Here is a 15,472-nt window from a genome sequence, read left to right as displayed (position 1 = left end):
GGCCAGGGCGGGATCAGTTGCGCTCGCCCGGCGAATACAGATTGACGATGCTGGAGAAGTCCAGCCCGCCGCTGCCGCCCTGGCTGTGCAGCGAATACAGGTTGCGCGCCAGCTCTCCCAGCAGGATGGACGAGCGCGTGCCCAGCGCCGCCTCGGCCGCCAGCCCCAGGTCCTTGAGCATCAGGTCCACGCCGAAGCCCCCGGCATAGCCCTTGGACGCCGGCGCATGCTCCATGACGCCCGGCCAGGGGTTGTAGAGCTCGGTGGCCCAGTTGCGGCCCGAGCTCTTGCTGATGATGTCCGACAGCACCTTGGGGTCCAGGCCGTTGGCCACGCCCAGCGCCAGCGCCTCGGACGTACCGGCCATGAGGATGCCCAGCAGCATGTTGTTGCAGATCTTGGCCACCTGCCCGGCGCCGGCGCCGCCGGCATGGAAGATGTTCTTGCCCATGCTGGCCAGTACCGGCCGCGCGCGCTCCAGCGCCGGCGCCTCGCCCCCGACGATGAACGTCAGCGTGCCGGCCGCGGCGCCGCCCGTGCCGCCGGATACCGGCGCATCGATCATGGCGATGCCGCGCGCCTGCGCGGCGGCGGCCACCTTGCGCGCCGAATCGGGCGCGATGGTGCTGCACTCGATGACCAGCGCGCTGGCGCCGATGCTGGCCAGCAGGTCCTGGCCCAGGTACAGGCCTTCGACATGCTTGCTGGCCGGCAGCATGGAAATGACGAGTTCGGCGCCCTGCACCGCCTCGGCGGCCGAACCGGCCGCGCGCGCGCCGGCGTCGGTCAGCGTCTTGACCGCCGCCGGCACCAGGTCGAATACCGTCAGGTCGTGGCCCGCCTTGACCAGGTTCAGCGCCATGGGCGCGCCCATGTTGCCCAGACCGATGAATGCAATGCTGCTCATGATGGTTGTCTCCTGTGCGTCATAGGGGAACGAGCGAACCGGCGCGCCTAGGCGCCGTGGCCCAGGTCCGCCAGCGGGTGGGGCTGGCCGGCCGGCCAGGGCTCGTCAAAGAACTTGCGCACCCAGTCGTCGCTGGCCTCGGACAGGGTGGCGGGATTCCAGCGCGGCTGCCTGTCCTTGTCGACCAGCAGCGCACGGATGCCTTCGGCGAAATCGCCGTGCGCCGCGCAGGCCAGCGCGGCCACGTACTCGATGCGGAACACATCGGCCAGCGAACGCAGCCGCGTATGCTGCTGCAGGGCATACGCCAGCCGCGCCGAACCGGGCGAACCGGCCAGCATGGTGGCCGCGGCCCTGGCCAGCCAGGGATCGGCGTGATCCTTGAGCTCGGCGATCTCGGCGTAGATGTCGTCCAGCCGCTTGCCGCTGCACAGGCTGTTCACCAGGAACGAATGCTGGCGCAGGGGGCCGGGCTCCAGCTGCGTGGCCGGTTCGTGCGCCAGCAGCGCCTGGCGCAGCAGGCCGTCGTTGATCGAGCGCGGCGCCGCGTTGCCGGTGCCGGGCCCGCCCGGCTGGCCGGCCCACGGCAGGCTCAGCAGGGAGGCGCAGAAATCCGGCCACTGCGCCGAATCGAGCCGGAAATCGGCCAGCCCGGCGAAGAAGGCGTCGGAGGCGTTCACGTGCGCGCCGGTCAGCGCCAGGAACAGCCCGGTGCGCCCCGGCATGCGGTTGAGCAGCCAGCTGCCGCCCACGTCGGGAAACAGCCCGATGGTGATCTCGGGCATGGCCATGCGCGTGGTCTCGCTGACCACGCGGTGGCTGGCGCCCATCATCAGGCCCACGCCGCCGCCCATGACGATGCCATGGCCCCAGCACAGCACCGGCTTGGGGTAGGTGTGGATCAGGTAGTCCAGCCGGTACTCGTGCTCGAAGAAGCGGCGCGCATGGGTATTGGCCCAGGGATCGCCGCCGGTGTTCTCGCGCATGCTGCGGTACAGCCCGTGCAGGTCGCCGCCGGCGCAGAACGCCTTCTCGCCCGCCCCCTGCAGGATGACCATCGCCACGGCCGCGTCGGCGGCCCAGGCGAGCAGGCGCGCGTCGAGCAGCTCGACCATCTCGAGCGACAGGCCATTGAGGGTCTGCGGCGCATTGAGCGTGGCCACGCCCAGGCGCACGCCATTGTCGGCAATTCGTTCTTCAAACAGCACGGGCGCATTCATCGGATATCGGCTCCTTTTTCAAGCAATTGTCGGGCGACGATGACCCGCATGATCTCGTTCGTGCCCTCCAGGATCTGGTGCACGCGAGTATCGCGCACCAGGCGCTCGAGCGGATAGTCGCGCAAATACCCATATCCGCCATGGATCTGCTGCGCGTCCAGGCAGATCTGGAAACCCATGTCGGTGGCGAAGCGCTTGGCCATGGCGCAATAGGTGCTGGCGTCGGCCGAGCCGGCGTCCAGCTTGCAGGCGGCCAGCCGCACCATCTGGCGCGCCGCCACCAGGTGCGTGGCCATGTCGGCCAGCTTGAACTGCAGCGCCTGGAACTGCGCCAGCTTGCGGTTGAACTGGCGCCGCTCGTCCATGTAGCGGCGCGCCGCGTCCATGGCGCCCTGGGCCGCGCCGACCGAGCAGGTGCCGATGTTGATGCGCCCGCCGTCCAGGCCCTTCATGGCGATCTTGAAGCCCTCGCCGGGCTCGCCCAGCATGTGCGAGGCGGGCACGCGCACCTGCTCGAACGTGATGGGCCGCGTGGACTGGCTGTTCCAGCCCATCTTCTCTTCCTTGCGGCCATAGGCGATGCCCGCGGCGTCGGCGGGCACGGCAAAGGCGCTGACCCCGCCGGGCCCGTCGCCGCCGGTGCGCGCCATCACCACCAGCAGGTCGGTATCGCCGCCGCCCGAAATGAAGGCCTTGGCGCCGTTGAGCACGTAATCATCGCCCTGGCGCTCGGCCCGCGTGGCCAGCGAGCCGGCATCCGAGCCCGCATTAGGTTCGGTCAGGCAGTACGACGCCAGCTTCTCGCCGCTGGCCAGCAGCGGCCCCCACTGCTCGCGCACCGCCGGCCGGGCCCATTGCCCCACCATCCAGGTGGCCATGTTGTGGATCGTCAGGAACGCCGTGGTCGAGGGGTCCACGGCCGCCATCTCCTCGAAGACCAGCGTGGCGTCGAGCCGGGGCAGCCCCAGTCCGCCGATCTCCTCGCTGGCATAGATGGCGCAAAAGCCCAGTTCGCCGGCGCGGGCGAAGGCCTCGCGCGGGAAAATGCCCTCGGCGTCCCAGCGCGCCGCGTGCGGGGCCAGTTCGCCCTGTGCATAGTCGCGCGCGGCCTGCGCGAACGCGCGCTGCTCGTCGGTGAGTTCGAAATCCACGGCCAGTCTCCAGATGTTCTCGGTATGGTCATGCGGCTGCGTGGCGATCTTGTGAATCGCCGGCGGCCGCTCGACATGACGTTAACGTAAACGTAAGTCGTTGGCGAGTATGTTACGCCCGAAACGGCCGCGCACTGTCTTGCCGGCGACAATGTGGGCGCCTGGACGCCGCAATCGCCCCGGGAAGCCCGCGGCCTTACAGCAGGCCGGCCGGACGCGCCTTGCCGCCGCGCGCGGCCAGCGCACGCCGGTGCTCGGCCCGCCGCCGGCGCGACTCCTTGGGATCGAAGCTGAGGCCCCGGTAGATTTCCACCCGGTCGCCATCGGCCAGCGGCGCGTCAGCCGCCTGCGCCTTGCCGAACACCCCCACGCCATGCGCCCAGGGATCCTGGCCGCGGTGCGCCGCGGCAAAGCCGCTGGCGGCCACCGCGTCGGCCACCGTGGCGCCGGCCGGCAGCGTGACGGCGCGCTGCCATGCCCCGTCCGGGCATGCATGGCAGACCGTCACGCGCAGCGAACCGGCGGGCGCCGGCGTGTCATTCGCCATACTTGGCCTGCGCGCGCTTGGTGAACGAATCGATGAAGCTGGCCGCGATACGGTTGAACACCGGGCCCACCACCATTTCGAGGGCGCGGTTGGAGAACGCGTACTCCAGCGTGAACAGCACCTTGCAGGCATCCTCGGCCAGCGGCTGGAATACCCAATGGCCCACCAGCATCGAGAAAGGCCCGTCGACCAGCTCGAGATCGATGCGCTGCGGATAATCGTGCGTGTTGCGCGTGCTGAAGCGCTGTTTCAGGCCCGCGAAGCTGATCAGGATCGAGGCCTGCATGCCGTGCTCGGAGCGCGAGTGCACCTCGGCGCCGCCGCACCACGGCATGAATTCGGGGTATTTCTCGACATCGGCCACCAGGTCGAACATCTGGGCGGCCGAATACGGAACCAGGACGGATCGTTGGACTTTGTGCATCAGCTATCGCAAATGGCTAGAATGCTAGGATTTTACCGGCACCGCGCGCCCTTACCATTGCCTCCATGAGTATTATCGATAACCGCAAGGCCACGCACGACTATTTCATCGAGGACCGCTACGAAGCTGGCATGGTCCTGGAAGGATGGGAAGTGAAGGCTATCCGCGACGGCCGCGTGCACTTGAAGGAAAGCTACGTCATCGTGCGCGATGGCGAAATCTACCTGCTGGGCATGCACGTCAGCCCGCTGCCTACCGCGTCCACCCACATCCGCCCCGACGCCACGCGCACCCGCAAGCTGCTGCTCAAGGCCGAGGAAATCCGCAAGCTGATCGGCAAGGTCGAACAGCGCGGCTACACGCTGGTTCCGCTCAACCTGCACTACAAGAACGGCCGCATCAAGCTGGACTTCGCGCTGGGCCGGGGCAAGAAGCTGTACGACAAGCGCGACACCGCCCGCGAAAAGGACTGGCAGCGCGAAAAGGAACGTGTCCTGAAGCACGACACGCGCGTCAACCAACGCGATTCCTGATGCGGTCGCGGCCGGCCCGCTTGGCCGCGTACAACGCCGCGTCCGCCCGCTCCACCAGCACCGGCAGCGTATCGCCCGCGCGGTATTGCGCCACCCCGCCGCTGAACGTGTAGGTCAGCGCCTTGCCGCCGTGCGAGCACGGCGTGGCGCGCACACTGGCCAGCAAGCGCTCGGCCACGCTCACGCCCGTGTCGCCGTCGGTATCGGGCAACAAGGCCACGAATTCCTCGCCGCCCAGCCGGCCGATGACATCGCCGCTGCGCAGCAGCGCGGTGGCCAGCGAACCGAAATGCCGCAGCACCACATCGCCGGCGGCGTGGCCGTGCTGGTCATTGACCTGCTTGAAGCGGTCGATGTCCAGCGCCAGCAGGGTCAGCGGCCGGCCCGTGCGCAACGCGCGCGCACAGGCGCTCGCCCTCGCGCCACCATGCCTTGCGCGACAGCAGGCCGGTCAGGAAGTCCTGGTTGGCCTCGCGCTCGCGCTCGGCCAGCATGCGGTCGTGGATCATCATGATCATGCCCAGCATCATGCTGGGCATGACCAGCACGCCGATCGCCAGAAAGGCCACGTTTCATACCGATGACTGCAACAGCCCCTGGGTCTGCTCGATCTGCAGGCCGTAGACGGCCGTGCGCAAGGCATGGCCCAGGGCGGCCACGGTGGCGGTCACCCCGGCGAACCAGTAGCTGTAGCGCGACCGCCGCAGCGGCATGTTGCGATAGATGGTCCATGCGCTGCCGCCCCACAGCAGCGCATGCAGGCCCGAGGCCGCGACCACCCGGGCGTTGACCGAGGGGTCGACATAGTGGAACCAGATGTTGGCGCCGATCGACAGCGCCAGTCCCAGCAGCAGGCGCCACGGCGGGCGCTGTTGCATGAAGCGGAAGACGCCGGCGCAAAACAGCACGACGCCGGACGAGATCAGCACGTTGGGCGCCTGGATCGCCAGCCACGGCGGCATGGCGGGGTTGGCCTGCAGCGTGAACAGCAGCAGCGAGCACAGCACCAGCACGTTGGCCCACATCAGCTCGCGGATGCCCGCGATGGCGCTGCGCAGCAGCGAACCCAGGACTCCCAGCGTCACCAGGCTCGACAGGGTGGAAATCACCAGCAGGGTGACCGGAGCCAGCATGAGGGCGGAACGCTATGGCGCGGACGCGAAAGGACGCGCCGCGGCCGGCGCGCCCGGGTCGAACCTCACGCGCTCTTGGTCGACTTGACGATCGTCATGGCCGAGGCGATGAGCCCGCCCACATCGGACAGGTTGGACGGCAGGATGAGCGTATTGCCCTCCTTGGCCACATTGCTGAAGGCATCCACGTAGCGTTCGGCGACCTTGAGGTTGACGGCTTCCATGCCGCCGGGCTGGCGCACGGCCTCGCCCACCTGCTCGATCGCCTTGGCGGTCGCCTCGGCGATGGCCAGCACGGCCGCGGCCTCGCCCTGGGCCTGGTTGATCTGCGCCTGCTTCTCGCCTTCGGAGCGCGCGATGGCGGCCTCGCGCTCGCCGGTGGCGATGTTGATCTGCTCCTGGCGGCGCCCCTCGGAAGCCGCGATCAGGGCGCGCTTCTCGCGCTCGGCGGTAATCTGCGCCTGCATCGCGCGCAGGATCTCGTTGGGCGGCGTCAAATCCTTGATCTCGTAGCGCAGCACCTTCACGCCCCAGTTCAGCGCGGCCTCGTCCAGCGACGCGACGATGGTGCTGTTGATGAACTCGCGCTCCTCGAACGTGCGGTCCAGCTCCAGCTTGCCGATCACCGAGCGCAGCGTCGTCTGCGCCAGCTGGGTGATGGCGGAAATGTAGTTCGACGAGCCGTACGAAGCGCGCATCGGATCGGTGACCTGGAAGTACAGCACGCCGTCGACCTGCAACTGCGTGTTGTCGCGCGTGATGCAGACCTGGCTCGGCACGTCGAGCGGGATTTCCTTGAGCGAATGCTTGTACGACACCCGTTCGATGAAGGGAATCACGAAGCCGGCGCCCGGCGACAGCACGCGGTCGAACTTGCCCAGCCGCTCCACCACCCAGGCATGCTGCTGCGGCACGATGGCGATGGCCTTGACCACGATCATCAGCGCCAGGATGACGATGACAATCAGGACCACAGTGGAAACGTCGATCATGATAAATACCCTCTGCTAGTGAAGCCTGCCGTCGCCGGCGGGCAAGGTCATGGTTACGCGGCCGGCGCGGGCGCCAGCACCAGGCGCGTGCCGCGTATTTCGGCGATGATGTGGCGGCCGGCCTGGCGCGGCTGGCCGTGGGCGAGCTCGGCCTGCCATTGCGCGCCCCGGTAATACACCTGGGTCGTGCCCGCGTCGGACCACGCATCCACCATGACGGACTGGCCGATATCCAGGTTGACGTCGGCGTTGCGCGCGGCGTTGACCTCGCGCTTTTTCAGCACGCCGGTGCGGCGCAGCGCCAGCAGCCCCAGCAGCGCCACCAGGCCGCACGCCACCAGTTGCCATGCCAGGTGTCCGCCCCCAGCCAGGCCGCGATACCGCCGGCGGCCAGGCCCAGCGCCACCAGCAGCAGGTAAAACGTACCGGAGCCCACCTCGCCGATCAGGGCAACGGCGGCCAAACCGAACCAAATCCACATAGCGTTCCGTCCCGAGTTTCAATATATGGCAACGATTGTACGTATTTCCCGCCACTCGCGCCTGTCACGCCGTGCCTTTATCATGGCGTTCCCCCTCTCCCGCCACCGGCCCGATCCCCCGCCATGACCGCCGCCCTGCCCGTTCTGATCCTGCATACCGGCAATCCCGCCACCGCCCTGCGCGCCGCGCACGGCAGCTACGCCGAGATGCTGCGCCAGGCCGCCGGGCTGGATGCCGCCGGCACGCACGTGGTGGCCTCCTACAAGGACGAGGCGCCGCGCGCGCCCGGCGCGTACCGGGCCGCGCTGATCACCGGCTCGCCGGCCATGGTGACCGACCGCGCGCCCTGGAGCGAGGCGGCCGCCGACTGGCTGCGCCAGGCCGCCGGCGCCGGCCTGCCCATGTTCGGCATCTGCTACGGGCACCAGTTGCTGGCCCACGCGCTGGGCGGCGTGGTGGGCGACAACCCGGCCGGCCGCGAACTGGGCACCCTGCCGGTCGAATTGCTGCCCGCGGCCGCCACGGACCCCTTGCTGGCCGGCCTGCCGGCCGCCTTCGACGCCCAGATGATGCACGAGCAGGCCGTGCTCGCCGCGCCGCCGTGCTGGCGCGCTCGGCCCAGGACGCGCACCAGATGCTGCGCCTGGCCCCGCGCATCTATACAGCCCAGTTCCACCCCGAGTTCACGCCCGGGTTCGTCGCCGCCCATCTGCGCCACCACGCGGCGCTCTACGCCGCCCACGGGCTGGACGTCGAAGGCCTGGCGCGCGCGGCCGGCCCCACGCCGCTTGCCGCCTCGCTGGTGCGCCGCTTCCTGGCCTGCTGCGCCTAGCCGCCCGCGCCGCCCGGCGAAAAAAAGCCTCGCCGCAAGGGCGAGGCTTTTTCCTGCTGCCGGGCGCTTACTTGGCCAGTTGCTGCCAGGTCTCCACCACCGTATCCGGGTTCAGGGACATGGACAGGATGCCCTCGTCCTTGAGCCACTGCGCGAAATCGGGGTGGTCGCTGGGCCCCTGTCCGCAGATGCCGACGTACTTGTTGGCCGCCAGGCACGCCTTGATCGCGCGGCGCAGCATGAACTTCACCGCATCGTCGCGTTCGTCGAAGTCGGCCGCCAGCAGCTCCATGCCGGAGTCGCGGTCCAGTCCCAGCGTCAGCTGGGTCATGTCGTTCGAACCGATGGAGAAGCCGTCGAAGTACTCGAGGAACTGTTCGGCCAGGATGGCGTTGGACGGCACCTCGCACATCATGATCAGCTTCAGGCCGTTCTCGCCGCGCGCCAGGCCGTGGGCGGCCAGCAGCTCGACGACCTTCCTGGCCTGGCCCAGGGTGCGCACGAACGGCACCATGATCTCGACGTTGGTCAGGCCCATTTCGTCGCGCACTTTCTTGAGCGCCTCGCATTCCATGCGGAAGCACTCCTCGAAATCGGCGGCGATATAGCGCGACGCCCCGCGAAAGCCCAGCATGGGGTTCTCTTCCTCGGGCTCGTAGCGCGAACCGCCCACCAGCTTGCGGTACTCGTTGGACTTGAAGTCCGACATGCGCACGATCACCGGCTTGGGCCAGAACGCCGCGCCGATGGTCGCCACGCCTTCGGCCAGCTTCTCGACGAAGAAGGCGCGCGGGCTGGCGTGGCCGCGGGCGGCCGACTCGACCGCCTTCTTCAGCTCGCCGTCGACGTTCGGATAATCCAGCACCGCCTTGGGGTGGATGCCGATGTTGTTGTTGATGATGAATTCCAGGCGGGCCAGGCCCACGCCGGCGTTGGGGATCTGCGCGAAGTCGAACGCCAGCTGCGGATTGCCCACGTTCATCATGATCTTGACGTCGATCGGAGGCATCTCGCCGCGGCGCACTTCCTCGACCTCGGTCTCGATCAGGCCGTCGTAGATACGGCCTTCGTCGCCCTCGGCGCACGAGGCCGTCACGGCCTGGCCGTCCTTGAGCAGGTCGGTCGCGTCGCCGCAGCCGACCACGGCCGGAATGCCCAGTTCGCGCGCGATGATGGCCGCGTGGCAGGTGCGTCCGCCGCGGTTGGTGATGATCGCCGAGGCACGCTTCATGACCGGCTCCCAGTTGGGATCGGTCATGTCGGTGACCAGCACGTCGCCGGCCTGGACCTTGTCCATTTCGGAGATATCGGCCACCACGCGCACCTTGCCTGCGCCGATCTTCTGGCCGATGGCGCGGCCGGTCACCAGCACCTGGCCGGTGGCCTTGAGGCGGTAGCGCTGCTGCACGTCATTGACGCCCTGCTGCGATTTCACCGTTTCCGGACGCGCCTGCAGGATGTAGATCTTGCCATCCACGCCATCGCGGCCCCACTCGATGTCCATCGGACGCTGGTAGTGCTTCTCGATGATGACCGCGTAGCGCGCCAGCTCGATGACTTCGTCGTCGGTCAGCGAATAGCGGTTGCGTTCGGACACCGGCACATCGACGGTGCGCACGGCGCGGCCTTCGGGACGCTCGGGGTCGAATTCCATCTTGATCAGCTTGGAGCCGATGCGGCGGCTGACGATGGGATAGTTGCCGCGTTCGAGCGACGGCTTGAAGACGTAGAACTCGTCCGGGTTGACGGCGCCCTGCACCACCGTCTCGCCCAGGCCGTACGACGAGGTGATGAACACCACGTCCTGGAAGCCCGACTCGGTGTCGATGGTGAACATCACGCCGGCGCTGCCCTTGTCGGAACGGACCATGCGCTGGATGCCGGCCGACAGCGCGACCTCGGCGTGGGCGTAGCCCTTGTGCACGCGATACGAAATGGCGCGGTCGTTGTACAGCGAGGCGAAAACGTGGCGGATCTTGTCGAGCACGTCGTCGACGCCCACCACGTTGAGGAAGGTCTCCTGCTGGCCGGCGAACGAAGCGTCGGGCAGGTCTTCGGCGGTCGCCGAGGAGCGCACCGCGAACGAGCCCTTGCCGTCGGCGTCGAGCTCGGCGAATGCGGTGCGGATCGCCTGTTCGAATTCAGGCGAGAAAGGCGCATCGATCACCCATTGACGGATCTGCGCGCCGGCGCTGGCCAGCTCGCGTACGTCTTCGGGGTTGAGGGTGGCGAGACGGTCAGCGATGCGCTTGTCCAGACCGGAAGCCTGCAGGAAGTCCCGGAAGGCCTGGGCGGTCGTGGCAAAGCCGCCGGGCACGCGTACCCCCGCGCCGGCCAGCTGACTGATCATTTCACCTAATGATGCGTTCTTGCCTCCTACCGAGTCCACGTCCGTCATGCGGAGCTGCTCGAACGAAACCACATACGACATTGAAGTCACCTTTTACAATGGAATGAAAGCGAGTTTGGTCAATGCAGCTCAACTGCGCTGACCAAACTGGCCTTGGACCGCCCCTTGGGGTGACTTATTAGGGGGCGATTGTACTCGCTTGGGCACAAGCCTCCCGGTACCTGGTTGGAATTTTTTTACATATGACTTCTACCCCTATTGAACGTGCGGTCTACATCGTTTCGGACAGCACCGGCATCACCGCCGAGACCTTCAGCCACTCCGTGCTATCGCAGTTCGACGAGGTCAATTTCAAGCCCGTGCGCCTGCCCTTCATCGATACGCTGGACAAGGCGCGCGAGGTGGTGGCGCGCATCAACCGCAACGCGCTCGAGGCCGGCGTGCCGCCGATTGTCTTCAGCACCCTGGTCAACCCCGAGATCCTGGCGCTGGTTCGCCAGTCGAACGGCGTTTTCCTCGATCTTTTTGGAACATTCGTCAGCCACATCGAGCAGGCCCTGGGCTTGAAGTCCAGCCACTCCATCGGACGCTCGCACATGGCGGCCAACTCCGAGAAATACCGCAACCGGATCGACGCCATCAACTTCAGCCTGGCGCACGACGACGGCCAGTTCGTCAACCAGCTGGACCAGGCCGACGTGATCCTGGTGGGCGTGTCGCGCTGCGGCAAGACCCCGACCAGCCTCTATCTGGCCATGCAGTACGCCGTCAAGGCCGCCAATTTCCCGCTCACCCCGGACGATTTCGAGCGCGGCGCGCTGCCCAAGACCATCGCGCCGTACCGCGGCAAGCTGTTCGGCCTGTCGATCCAGCCCGAGCGGCTGGCCGAGGTGCGCAACGAGCGCCGCCCCAACAGCCATTACGCGCGCCTGGAGCAATGCCGCTACGAAGTGGCCGAGGCCGAGCGCATGATGCGCCGCGAGGGCATTTCGTGGCTGTCGACGACCACCAAGTCGATCGAGGAAATCGCCACCACGGTGCTGCAGGAGGTCGGACTGGAGCGCGTCTAGGCGCGGGCGGGTCAGCGGCGCTGGCGGCGCTGCTCGAACAGGCAGATGGCGGCGGCGGCGCCCACATTGAGCGACTCGACCGCCGCCGACTCGTGCGGAATGTGCACGCGCAGCGCGGCCGCCCGCAGCAGCGCCTCGGCCACGCCCTGCCCTTCGTGGCCGAACACCCAGGCGCAGCGCGCCGGCAGGTCCGTGTCGTAGAGCGAGCCGGACCGCGCCAGGGTCGTGGCCACCAGCGGCACGTCCAGCCGCGGCAGCACCGCCTCCAGGTCCAGGTGTTCGTGGATATGCAGCGCGAAATGCGCGCCCTGGCCGCTGCGCAACACCTTGGGCGACCATGCCGCGGCCGTGCCGGCCGCCAGCAGCACCCGGCGCACGCCGGCCGCCGCGCAGGTCCGCAGCAAGGTGCCGACATTGCCCGGGTCCTGGATCCGGTCGAACAGCACGCAGTTCTCGTCGATGCGTTCAGGCAGCGCGGGTTCGGGCGCGCGCGCCACGAACACCACGCCCTGGCCGCTCTCGACGCTGGCCAGCCCCTGCAGCAGGCGCGAATCCAGCGCCAGGCAATGCTGCGGCGGCACCTGGCCGGCCAGGGCGCGGATCTCGGGATGGTCCAGCCGCGCGACATCGAACAGCGCCTGCAGCGGCGTGCCTTGGTGCGCCAGCCAGGCCTGGCACAGATGCACGCCGTCGAGCAGGATCCGTCCGTCGCGGCGGCCGCCGCCGGCGGCCAGCTTGTGCAACGCCTTGACCGCCGGGTTGTCGCGCGAACTCAGGTGCTTCATGGCGCGCCGTACGCCTTGATCGGCGCGAAGCTGCGCCGGTGTTCGGGGCACGGGCCGTGCTCGCGCAGCAAGGACAGGTGCTGCGGCGTGCCGTAGCCCTTGTGCTGGTCGAAGCCGTATTGGGGATACAAGGCATGCAGGCGCAGCAGGTCGGCGTCGCGCGCCGTCTTGGCCAGGATGGACGCGGCGGAGATCGCCGGCACCAGCGCATCGCCCTTGATCACGGTCTGCACGGCGCAGCGCAGCTTGGGCGCCTGGTTGCCGTCGACCATGGCCAGTTCCGGCGCCATGGCCAGGCCGGCCACGGCGCGCTGCATCGCCAGCATGGTGGCGCGCAGGATGTTCAGGCTGTCGATTTCCTGCACGCTGGCGCTGGCCACGAACCAGGCCAGCGCCTGGGCGCGGATCTGCACCGCCAGCGCTTCGCGCTGCTCGGCCTTGAGCACCTTGGAGTCGGCCAGGCCGTCGACCGGCCGGTCCGGGTCCAGGATGACGGCGGCCGCATAGACCGCGCCGGCCAGCGGTCCGCGACCGGCTTCGTCGACGCCGGCAATGATGGCGGGCAGCGGCGCCAGCGTGCCGAACAGGTCAGGCTGCTCCATCGGCCACCTCCAGAATCGCCTGGGCGGCCAGCGCCGGCGTATCGCGCAGCAAGTCCTGGTGCAAGGCGGTAAAGCGCGCCTCGATGCGCGCCGCGCCGGCCTCGTCGGTCAGCGCCTGCCAGGTCGCCTCGGCCAGCGCGGCCGGCGTGGCCTCGTCCTGCAGCAGCTCCGGCACGGCGAAATCGCGCAGCAGCACATTGGGCAGCCCCACCCACGGCAGGTAGGGACGTTGCTGCCCGGATTTCCAGGCCATGATGCGCCGCATCCACGGCGACAGCACGTACGAAATGACCATGGGCCGCTTGTACAGCGCCGTTTCCAGCGTGGCCGTGCCGCTGGCCACCAGGACGGCGTTGCTCGCCTCCATGACGGACCAGGCCACCGGCGTCTCGCCCTGCCCCTCGGCGGCGGTCACGCAACGCAGGCCCGGCACCGGATGCTGGGCCGCGATAGCCTCGAACTCGGCGCGCCGCTGCGGGTTGACCATGGGCACCACGCACTGCAGGCGTGGATCGCGCCGGACCAGCTCGGCCGCGGCCTGCAGGAAACGCGGCGCAAGCAGGCGGATCTCGGACGAGCGGCTGCCCGGCAGGATGGCCAGCACCCGCGCGTCGGCGTCGATGCCCAGCCGCGCGCGGGCCGCGGCGCGATCGGGCTGCATGGGAATCACCCCGGCCAGCGGATGGCCGACATAGGTGACCGGGATTCCTTCCTTGCGATAGAGCGCTTCCTCGAACGGAAACAGCACCAGCATGTGGGAGACGGCCGCGCGGATCTTGTTGATGCGTTCGTAGCGCCAGGCCCAGATCGAGGGACCGACGAAATGCACGGTGGGGGTACCGGCCTGGCGCAACTGGTGCTCCAGGCGCAGGTTGAAATCCGGCGCGTCGATGCCCACGAACACCGACGGCGGCTCGGCCAGCAGGCGCCGCTTGACGTCGCCGTAGGTCGACAGCAGGCTGGGAATCCGCTTGAACGCATCGATGTAGCCGAACACCGTGAGCGCATGCATGGGGTGCCAGGCCTCGAAGCCGCGCGCCGCCATCTGGGGCCCGCCTATGCCGGCGCAGTGCACGCCGGGTGCCCGGGCCTGCAGGCCGGCGATGATGCGCCCGGCCAGCAGGTCGCCCGAAGGCTCGCCGGCGACCATGCCTATGCGCAGGCTCATGGCCGGATGATGCCGCGCGTCGAAGCGTCCAGGAAGTCCAGCATGGTCTGCAGATGCTCGGCGACATCCGGCTCGGCCTGCTGGCGCGCGCGCAGCTCGGCGCGCGCCTCGTCCAGCGACAGTCCGCGCCGGTAGATCGACTTGTACGCATCGCGCAGCGCCGAGATGGCCGCCGCCGAGAAACCGCGCCGCTTCAAGCCTTCGACATTGACGCCCACGGGCCGGCACGGATTGCCCGCCGCCAGCACGAACGGGGGCGCATCCTGCATCAGCGAGCTGTTGCTGCCGGTCATGCTGTGCGCGCCGATCTTGGCGAACTGGTGCACGCCGGTCAGGCCGCCCACGATGGCCCAGTCGCCCACCTGCACGTGGCCGCCCAGCTGCACCGAGTTGGCCAGGATGGTGTTGTTGCCGATATGGCAGTCGTGCGCGATGTGCACGTAGGCCATGATCCAGTTGTCGTCGCCGATGCTGGTCACGCCGCCGTCCTGCACCGTGCCGGTGTTGAACGTGGTGAACTCGCGCACCGTGTTGCGGTCGCCGATGACCAGTCGCGTCGGTTCGCCGCTGTACTTCTTGTCCTGCGGCATGCCGCCGATGGAGCAAAAGCGGTAGAAGCGGTTGTCGCGCCCGATGCTGGTCACGCCGTCGAGCACGCAGTGCGCGCCGACCTCGGTGCCCGCGGCAATGCTGACTCCCGGCCCCACCACGCTGTATGGGCCGATCACGACCGAACTGTCGATCTGTGCCGCCGGATCGACCACGGCGGTGGGATGGATGTTTCCTGACATTTACTCTTCCAGGCTACGGATCGCGCACATCAGCTTGGCTTCGGCGACCAGTTGGCCGTCGACCAGGGCCCGGCCCTGGTACTTGCAGATGGTACACGACAGGCGCTCGGCCTCGACTTCCAGCCGCAACTGGTCGCCCGGCACCACGGGTTTACGGAACCGCGCGCCGTCGATGCCCACCAGGTAGTAGGCGGTCTTGGCGCCGTCGCACTTCAGCCCGCCGTTCTCGTCGGTGAACGAGAACAGGGCCGAAGCCTGCGCCATGGCCTCGACGATCAGCACGCCCGGCATGACCGGATGATGCGGAAAATGGCCCGTGAAAAACGGCTCGTTGATCGAGACGTTCTTGATGGCAACGATGGATTTGCCGGGCACCATCTCCAGCACACGGTCGATCAGCAGCATCGGGTAGCGATGCGGCAGCCGGTCCATGATCCCCTTGATGTCGAGTTCCATTTGTTTTCCTGCAAAGCAAAAATAGATTA

14 protein-coding genes and 3 pseudogenes are annotated in these 15,472 nt (G+C 68.2%); 3 read left to right on the top strand and 14 right to left on the bottom strand.

Features of this window, described 5'->3' with window-relative positions:
• Window positions 1–13: 13 nt before the first annotated feature.
• The 5 genes from mmsB to LK409_RS05680 form a co-directional block, all read right to left on the bottom strand.
• Window positions 14–907, bottom strand: a complete 894-nt coding sequence (gene mmsB, locus LK409_RS05700) for a 3-hydroxyisobutyrate dehydrogenase (RefSeq protein ID WP_010928090.1) — start codon at window positions 905–907, stop codon at window positions 14–16.
• 47 nt (window positions 908–954) lie between these two features.
• Window positions 955–2,127 (bottom strand): enoyl-CoA hydratase/isomerase family protein, encoded by a 1,173-nt coding sequence (locus LK409_RS05695; protein ID WP_010928089.1) that lies wholly within the window; start codon window positions 2,125–2,127, stop codon window positions 955–957.
• Complete coding sequence (locus tag LK409_RS05690) at window positions 2,124–3,278, bottom strand: acyl-CoA dehydrogenase family protein (RefSeq protein ID WP_003811748.1); 1,155 nt, start codon at window positions 3,276–3,278, stop codon at window positions 2,124–2,126. The genes LK409_RS05695 and LK409_RS05690 overlap by 4 nt, the downstream gene beginning before the upstream one ends.
• A gap of 196 nt (window positions 3,279–3,474) precedes the next feature.
• Complete coding sequence (locus tag LK409_RS05685; protein ID WP_003811750.1) at window positions 3,475–3,825, bottom strand: RnfH family protein; 351 nt, start codon at window positions 3,823–3,825, stop codon at window positions 3,475–3,477.
• Window positions 3,815–4,249 carry a type II toxin-antitoxin system RatA family toxin gene (locus tag LK409_RS05680; RefSeq protein ID WP_003811752.1) on the bottom strand — a complete coding sequence of 145 codons (435 nt, stop codon included), beginning with the start codon at window positions 4,247–4,249 and terminating at the stop codon, window positions 3,815–3,817. The genes LK409_RS05685 and LK409_RS05680 overlap by 11 nt, the downstream gene beginning before the upstream one ends.
• Window positions 4,250–4,314: 65 nt before the next feature.
• On the opposite strand from LK409_RS05680, the gene smpB reads away from it, so the two are divergent.
• Window positions 4,315–4,782: an SsrA-binding protein SmpB gene (gene smpB, locus LK409_RS05675; protein ID WP_010928088.1), complete on the top strand. Its 468-nt coding sequence runs from the start codon at window positions 4,315–4,317 to the stop codon at window positions 4,780–4,782.
• On the opposite strand, the pseudogene LK409_RS05670 reads toward smpB, so the two are convergent.
• The 3 genes and pseudogenes from LK409_RS05670 to LK409_RS05660 form a co-directional block, all read right to left on the bottom strand.
• Window positions 4,763–5,915 (bottom strand): annotated as a pseudogene (locus tag LK409_RS05670) (GGDEF domain-containing protein). The gene smpB and the pseudogene LK409_RS05670 overlap by 20 nt on opposite strands.
• A gap of 65 nt (window positions 5,916–5,980) precedes the next feature.
• Complete coding sequence (locus LK409_RS05665; RefSeq protein WP_003811759.1) at window positions 5,981–6,907, bottom strand: SPFH domain-containing protein; 927 nt, start codon at window positions 6,905–6,907, stop codon at window positions 5,981–5,983.
• Between the two features lie 53 nt (window positions 6,908–6,960).
• Window positions 6,961–7,388, bottom strand: a pseudogene (locus LK409_RS05660) (NfeD family protein).
• 123 nt (window positions 7,389–7,511) lie between these two features.
• Between LK409_RS05660 and LK409_RS05655 the strand changes: the two are divergent.
• A pseudogene (locus tag LK409_RS05655) lies at window positions 7,512–8,221 on the top strand (glutamine amidotransferase).
• Window positions 8,222–8,288: 67 nt separating this feature from the next.
• Here LK409_RS05655 and ppsA read toward each other — a convergent pair.
• Complete coding sequence (gene ppsA / locus LK409_RS05650; protein ID WP_010928087.1) at window positions 8,289–10,652, bottom strand: phosphoenolpyruvate synthase; 2,364 nt, start codon at window positions 10,650–10,652, stop codon at window positions 8,289–8,291.
• Between the two features lie 161 nt (window positions 10,653–10,813).
• Here ppsA and ppsR point away from each other — a divergent pair, with 161 nt between their 5' ends.
• Window positions 10,814–11,641 (top strand): posphoenolpyruvate synthetase regulatory kinase/phosphorylase PpsR, encoded by an 828-nt coding sequence (ppsR, locus tag LK409_RS05645; RefSeq protein WP_003811765.1) that lies wholly within the window; start codon window positions 10,814–10,816, stop codon window positions 11,639–11,641.
• Between the two features lie 11 nt (window positions 11,642–11,652).
• Here the strand turns inward: ppsR and LK409_RS05640 are convergent, their stop codons facing one another.
• From LK409_RS05640 to fabZ, 5 genes are read right to left on the bottom strand one after another with little or no spacing between them, the layout of a single operon-like run.
• Window positions 11,653–12,426, bottom strand: coding sequence for a TrmH family RNA methyltransferase (locus tag LK409_RS05640; RefSeq protein WP_003811768.1), 774 nt, complete (start codon window positions 12,424–12,426; stop codon window positions 11,653–11,655).
• The gene (rnhB, locus tag LK409_RS05635; protein WP_003811770.1) at window positions 12,423–13,028 is read right to left on the bottom strand and encodes a ribonuclease HII; all 606 of its coding nucleotides are present in this window, start codon (window positions 13,026–13,028) and stop codon (window positions 12,423–12,425) included. The genes LK409_RS05640 and rnhB overlap by 4 nt, the downstream gene beginning before the upstream one ends.
• Window positions 13,015–14,196 (bottom strand): lipid-A-disaccharide synthase, encoded by a 1,182-nt coding sequence (lpxB, locus tag LK409_RS05630; protein ID WP_003811772.1) that lies wholly within the window; start codon window positions 14,194–14,196, stop codon window positions 13,015–13,017. Before lpxB ends, rnhB begins: the two co-directional genes overlap by 14 nt.
• The gene (gene lpxA, locus LK409_RS05625; protein ID WP_010928085.1) at window positions 14,193–14,987 is read right to left on the bottom strand and encodes an acyl-ACP--UDP-N-acetylglucosamine O-acyltransferase; all 795 of its coding nucleotides are present in this window, start codon (window positions 14,985–14,987) and stop codon (window positions 14,193–14,195) included. Before lpxA ends, lpxB begins: the two co-directional genes overlap by 4 nt.
• On the bottom strand, window positions 14,988–15,443 hold the full coding sequence (gene fabZ / locus LK409_RS05620; RefSeq protein ID WP_041937149.1) for a 3-hydroxyacyl-ACP dehydratase FabZ: 456 nt from the start codon (window positions 15,441–15,443) through the stop codon (window positions 14,988–14,990).
• Window positions 15,444–15,472: the final 29 nt, after the last annotated feature.

The organism is Bordetella parapertussis (assembly GCF_020735925.1).
Taxonomy (GTDB): Bacteria; Pseudomonadota; Gammaproteobacteria; order Burkholderiales; family Burkholderiaceae_B; genus Bordetella; species Bordetella pertussis.
This window is presented reverse-complemented; position numbering and strand designations above follow the sequence as displayed.

Bases quoted from the DNA above. Each gene is read 5' to 3' on its own strand.
- lpxA (WP_010928085.1), bottom strand. From the start codon at position 14,987: ATGTCAGGAAACATCCATCCCACCGCCGTGGTCGATCCGGCGGCACAG.
- lpxB (WP_003811772.1), bottom strand. From the start codon at position 14,196: ATGAGCCTGCGCATAGGCATGGTCGCCGGCGAGCCTTCGGGCGACCTG.
- mmsB (WP_010928090.1), bottom strand. From the start codon at position 907: ATGAGCAGCATTGCATTCATCGGTCTGGGCAACATGGGCGCGCCCATG.
- LK409_RS05685 (WP_003811750.1), bottom strand. From the start codon at position 3,825: ATGGCGAATGACACGCCGGCGCCCGCCGGTTCGCTGCGCGTGACGGTC.
- LK409_RS05695 (WP_010928089.1), bottom strand. From the start codon at position 2,127: ATGAATGCGCCCGTGCTGTTTGAAGAACGAATTGCCGACAATGGCGTG.
- ppsR (WP_003811765.1), top strand. From the start codon at position 10,814: ATGACTTCTACCCCTATTGAACGTGCGGTCTACATCGTTTCGGACAGC.
- LK409_RS05680 (WP_003811752.1), bottom strand. From the start codon at position 4,249: ATGCACAAAGTCCAACGATCCGTCCTGGTTCCGTATTCGGCCGCCCAG.
- smpB (WP_010928088.1), top strand. From the start codon at position 4,315: ATGAGTATTATCGATAACCGCAAGGCCACGCACGACTATTTCATCGAG.
- rnhB (WP_003811770.1), bottom strand. From the start codon at position 13,028: ATGGAGCAGCCTGACCTGTTCGGCACGCTGGCGCCGCTGCCCGCCATC.
- LK409_RS05640 (WP_003811768.1), bottom strand. From the start codon at position 12,426: ATGAAGCACCTGAGTTCGCGCGACAACCCGGCGGTCAAGGCGTTGCAC.
- LK409_RS05665 (WP_003811759.1), bottom strand. From the start codon at position 6,907: ATGATCGACGTTTCCACTGTGGTCCTGATTGTCATCGTCATCCTGGCG.
- ppsA (WP_010928087.1), bottom strand. From the start codon at position 10,652: ATGTCGTATGTGGTTTCGTTCGAGCAGCTCCGCATGACGGACGTGGAC.
- fabZ (WP_041937149.1), bottom strand. From the start codon at position 15,443: ATGGAACTCGACATCAAGGGGATCATGGACCGGCTGCCGCATCGCTAC.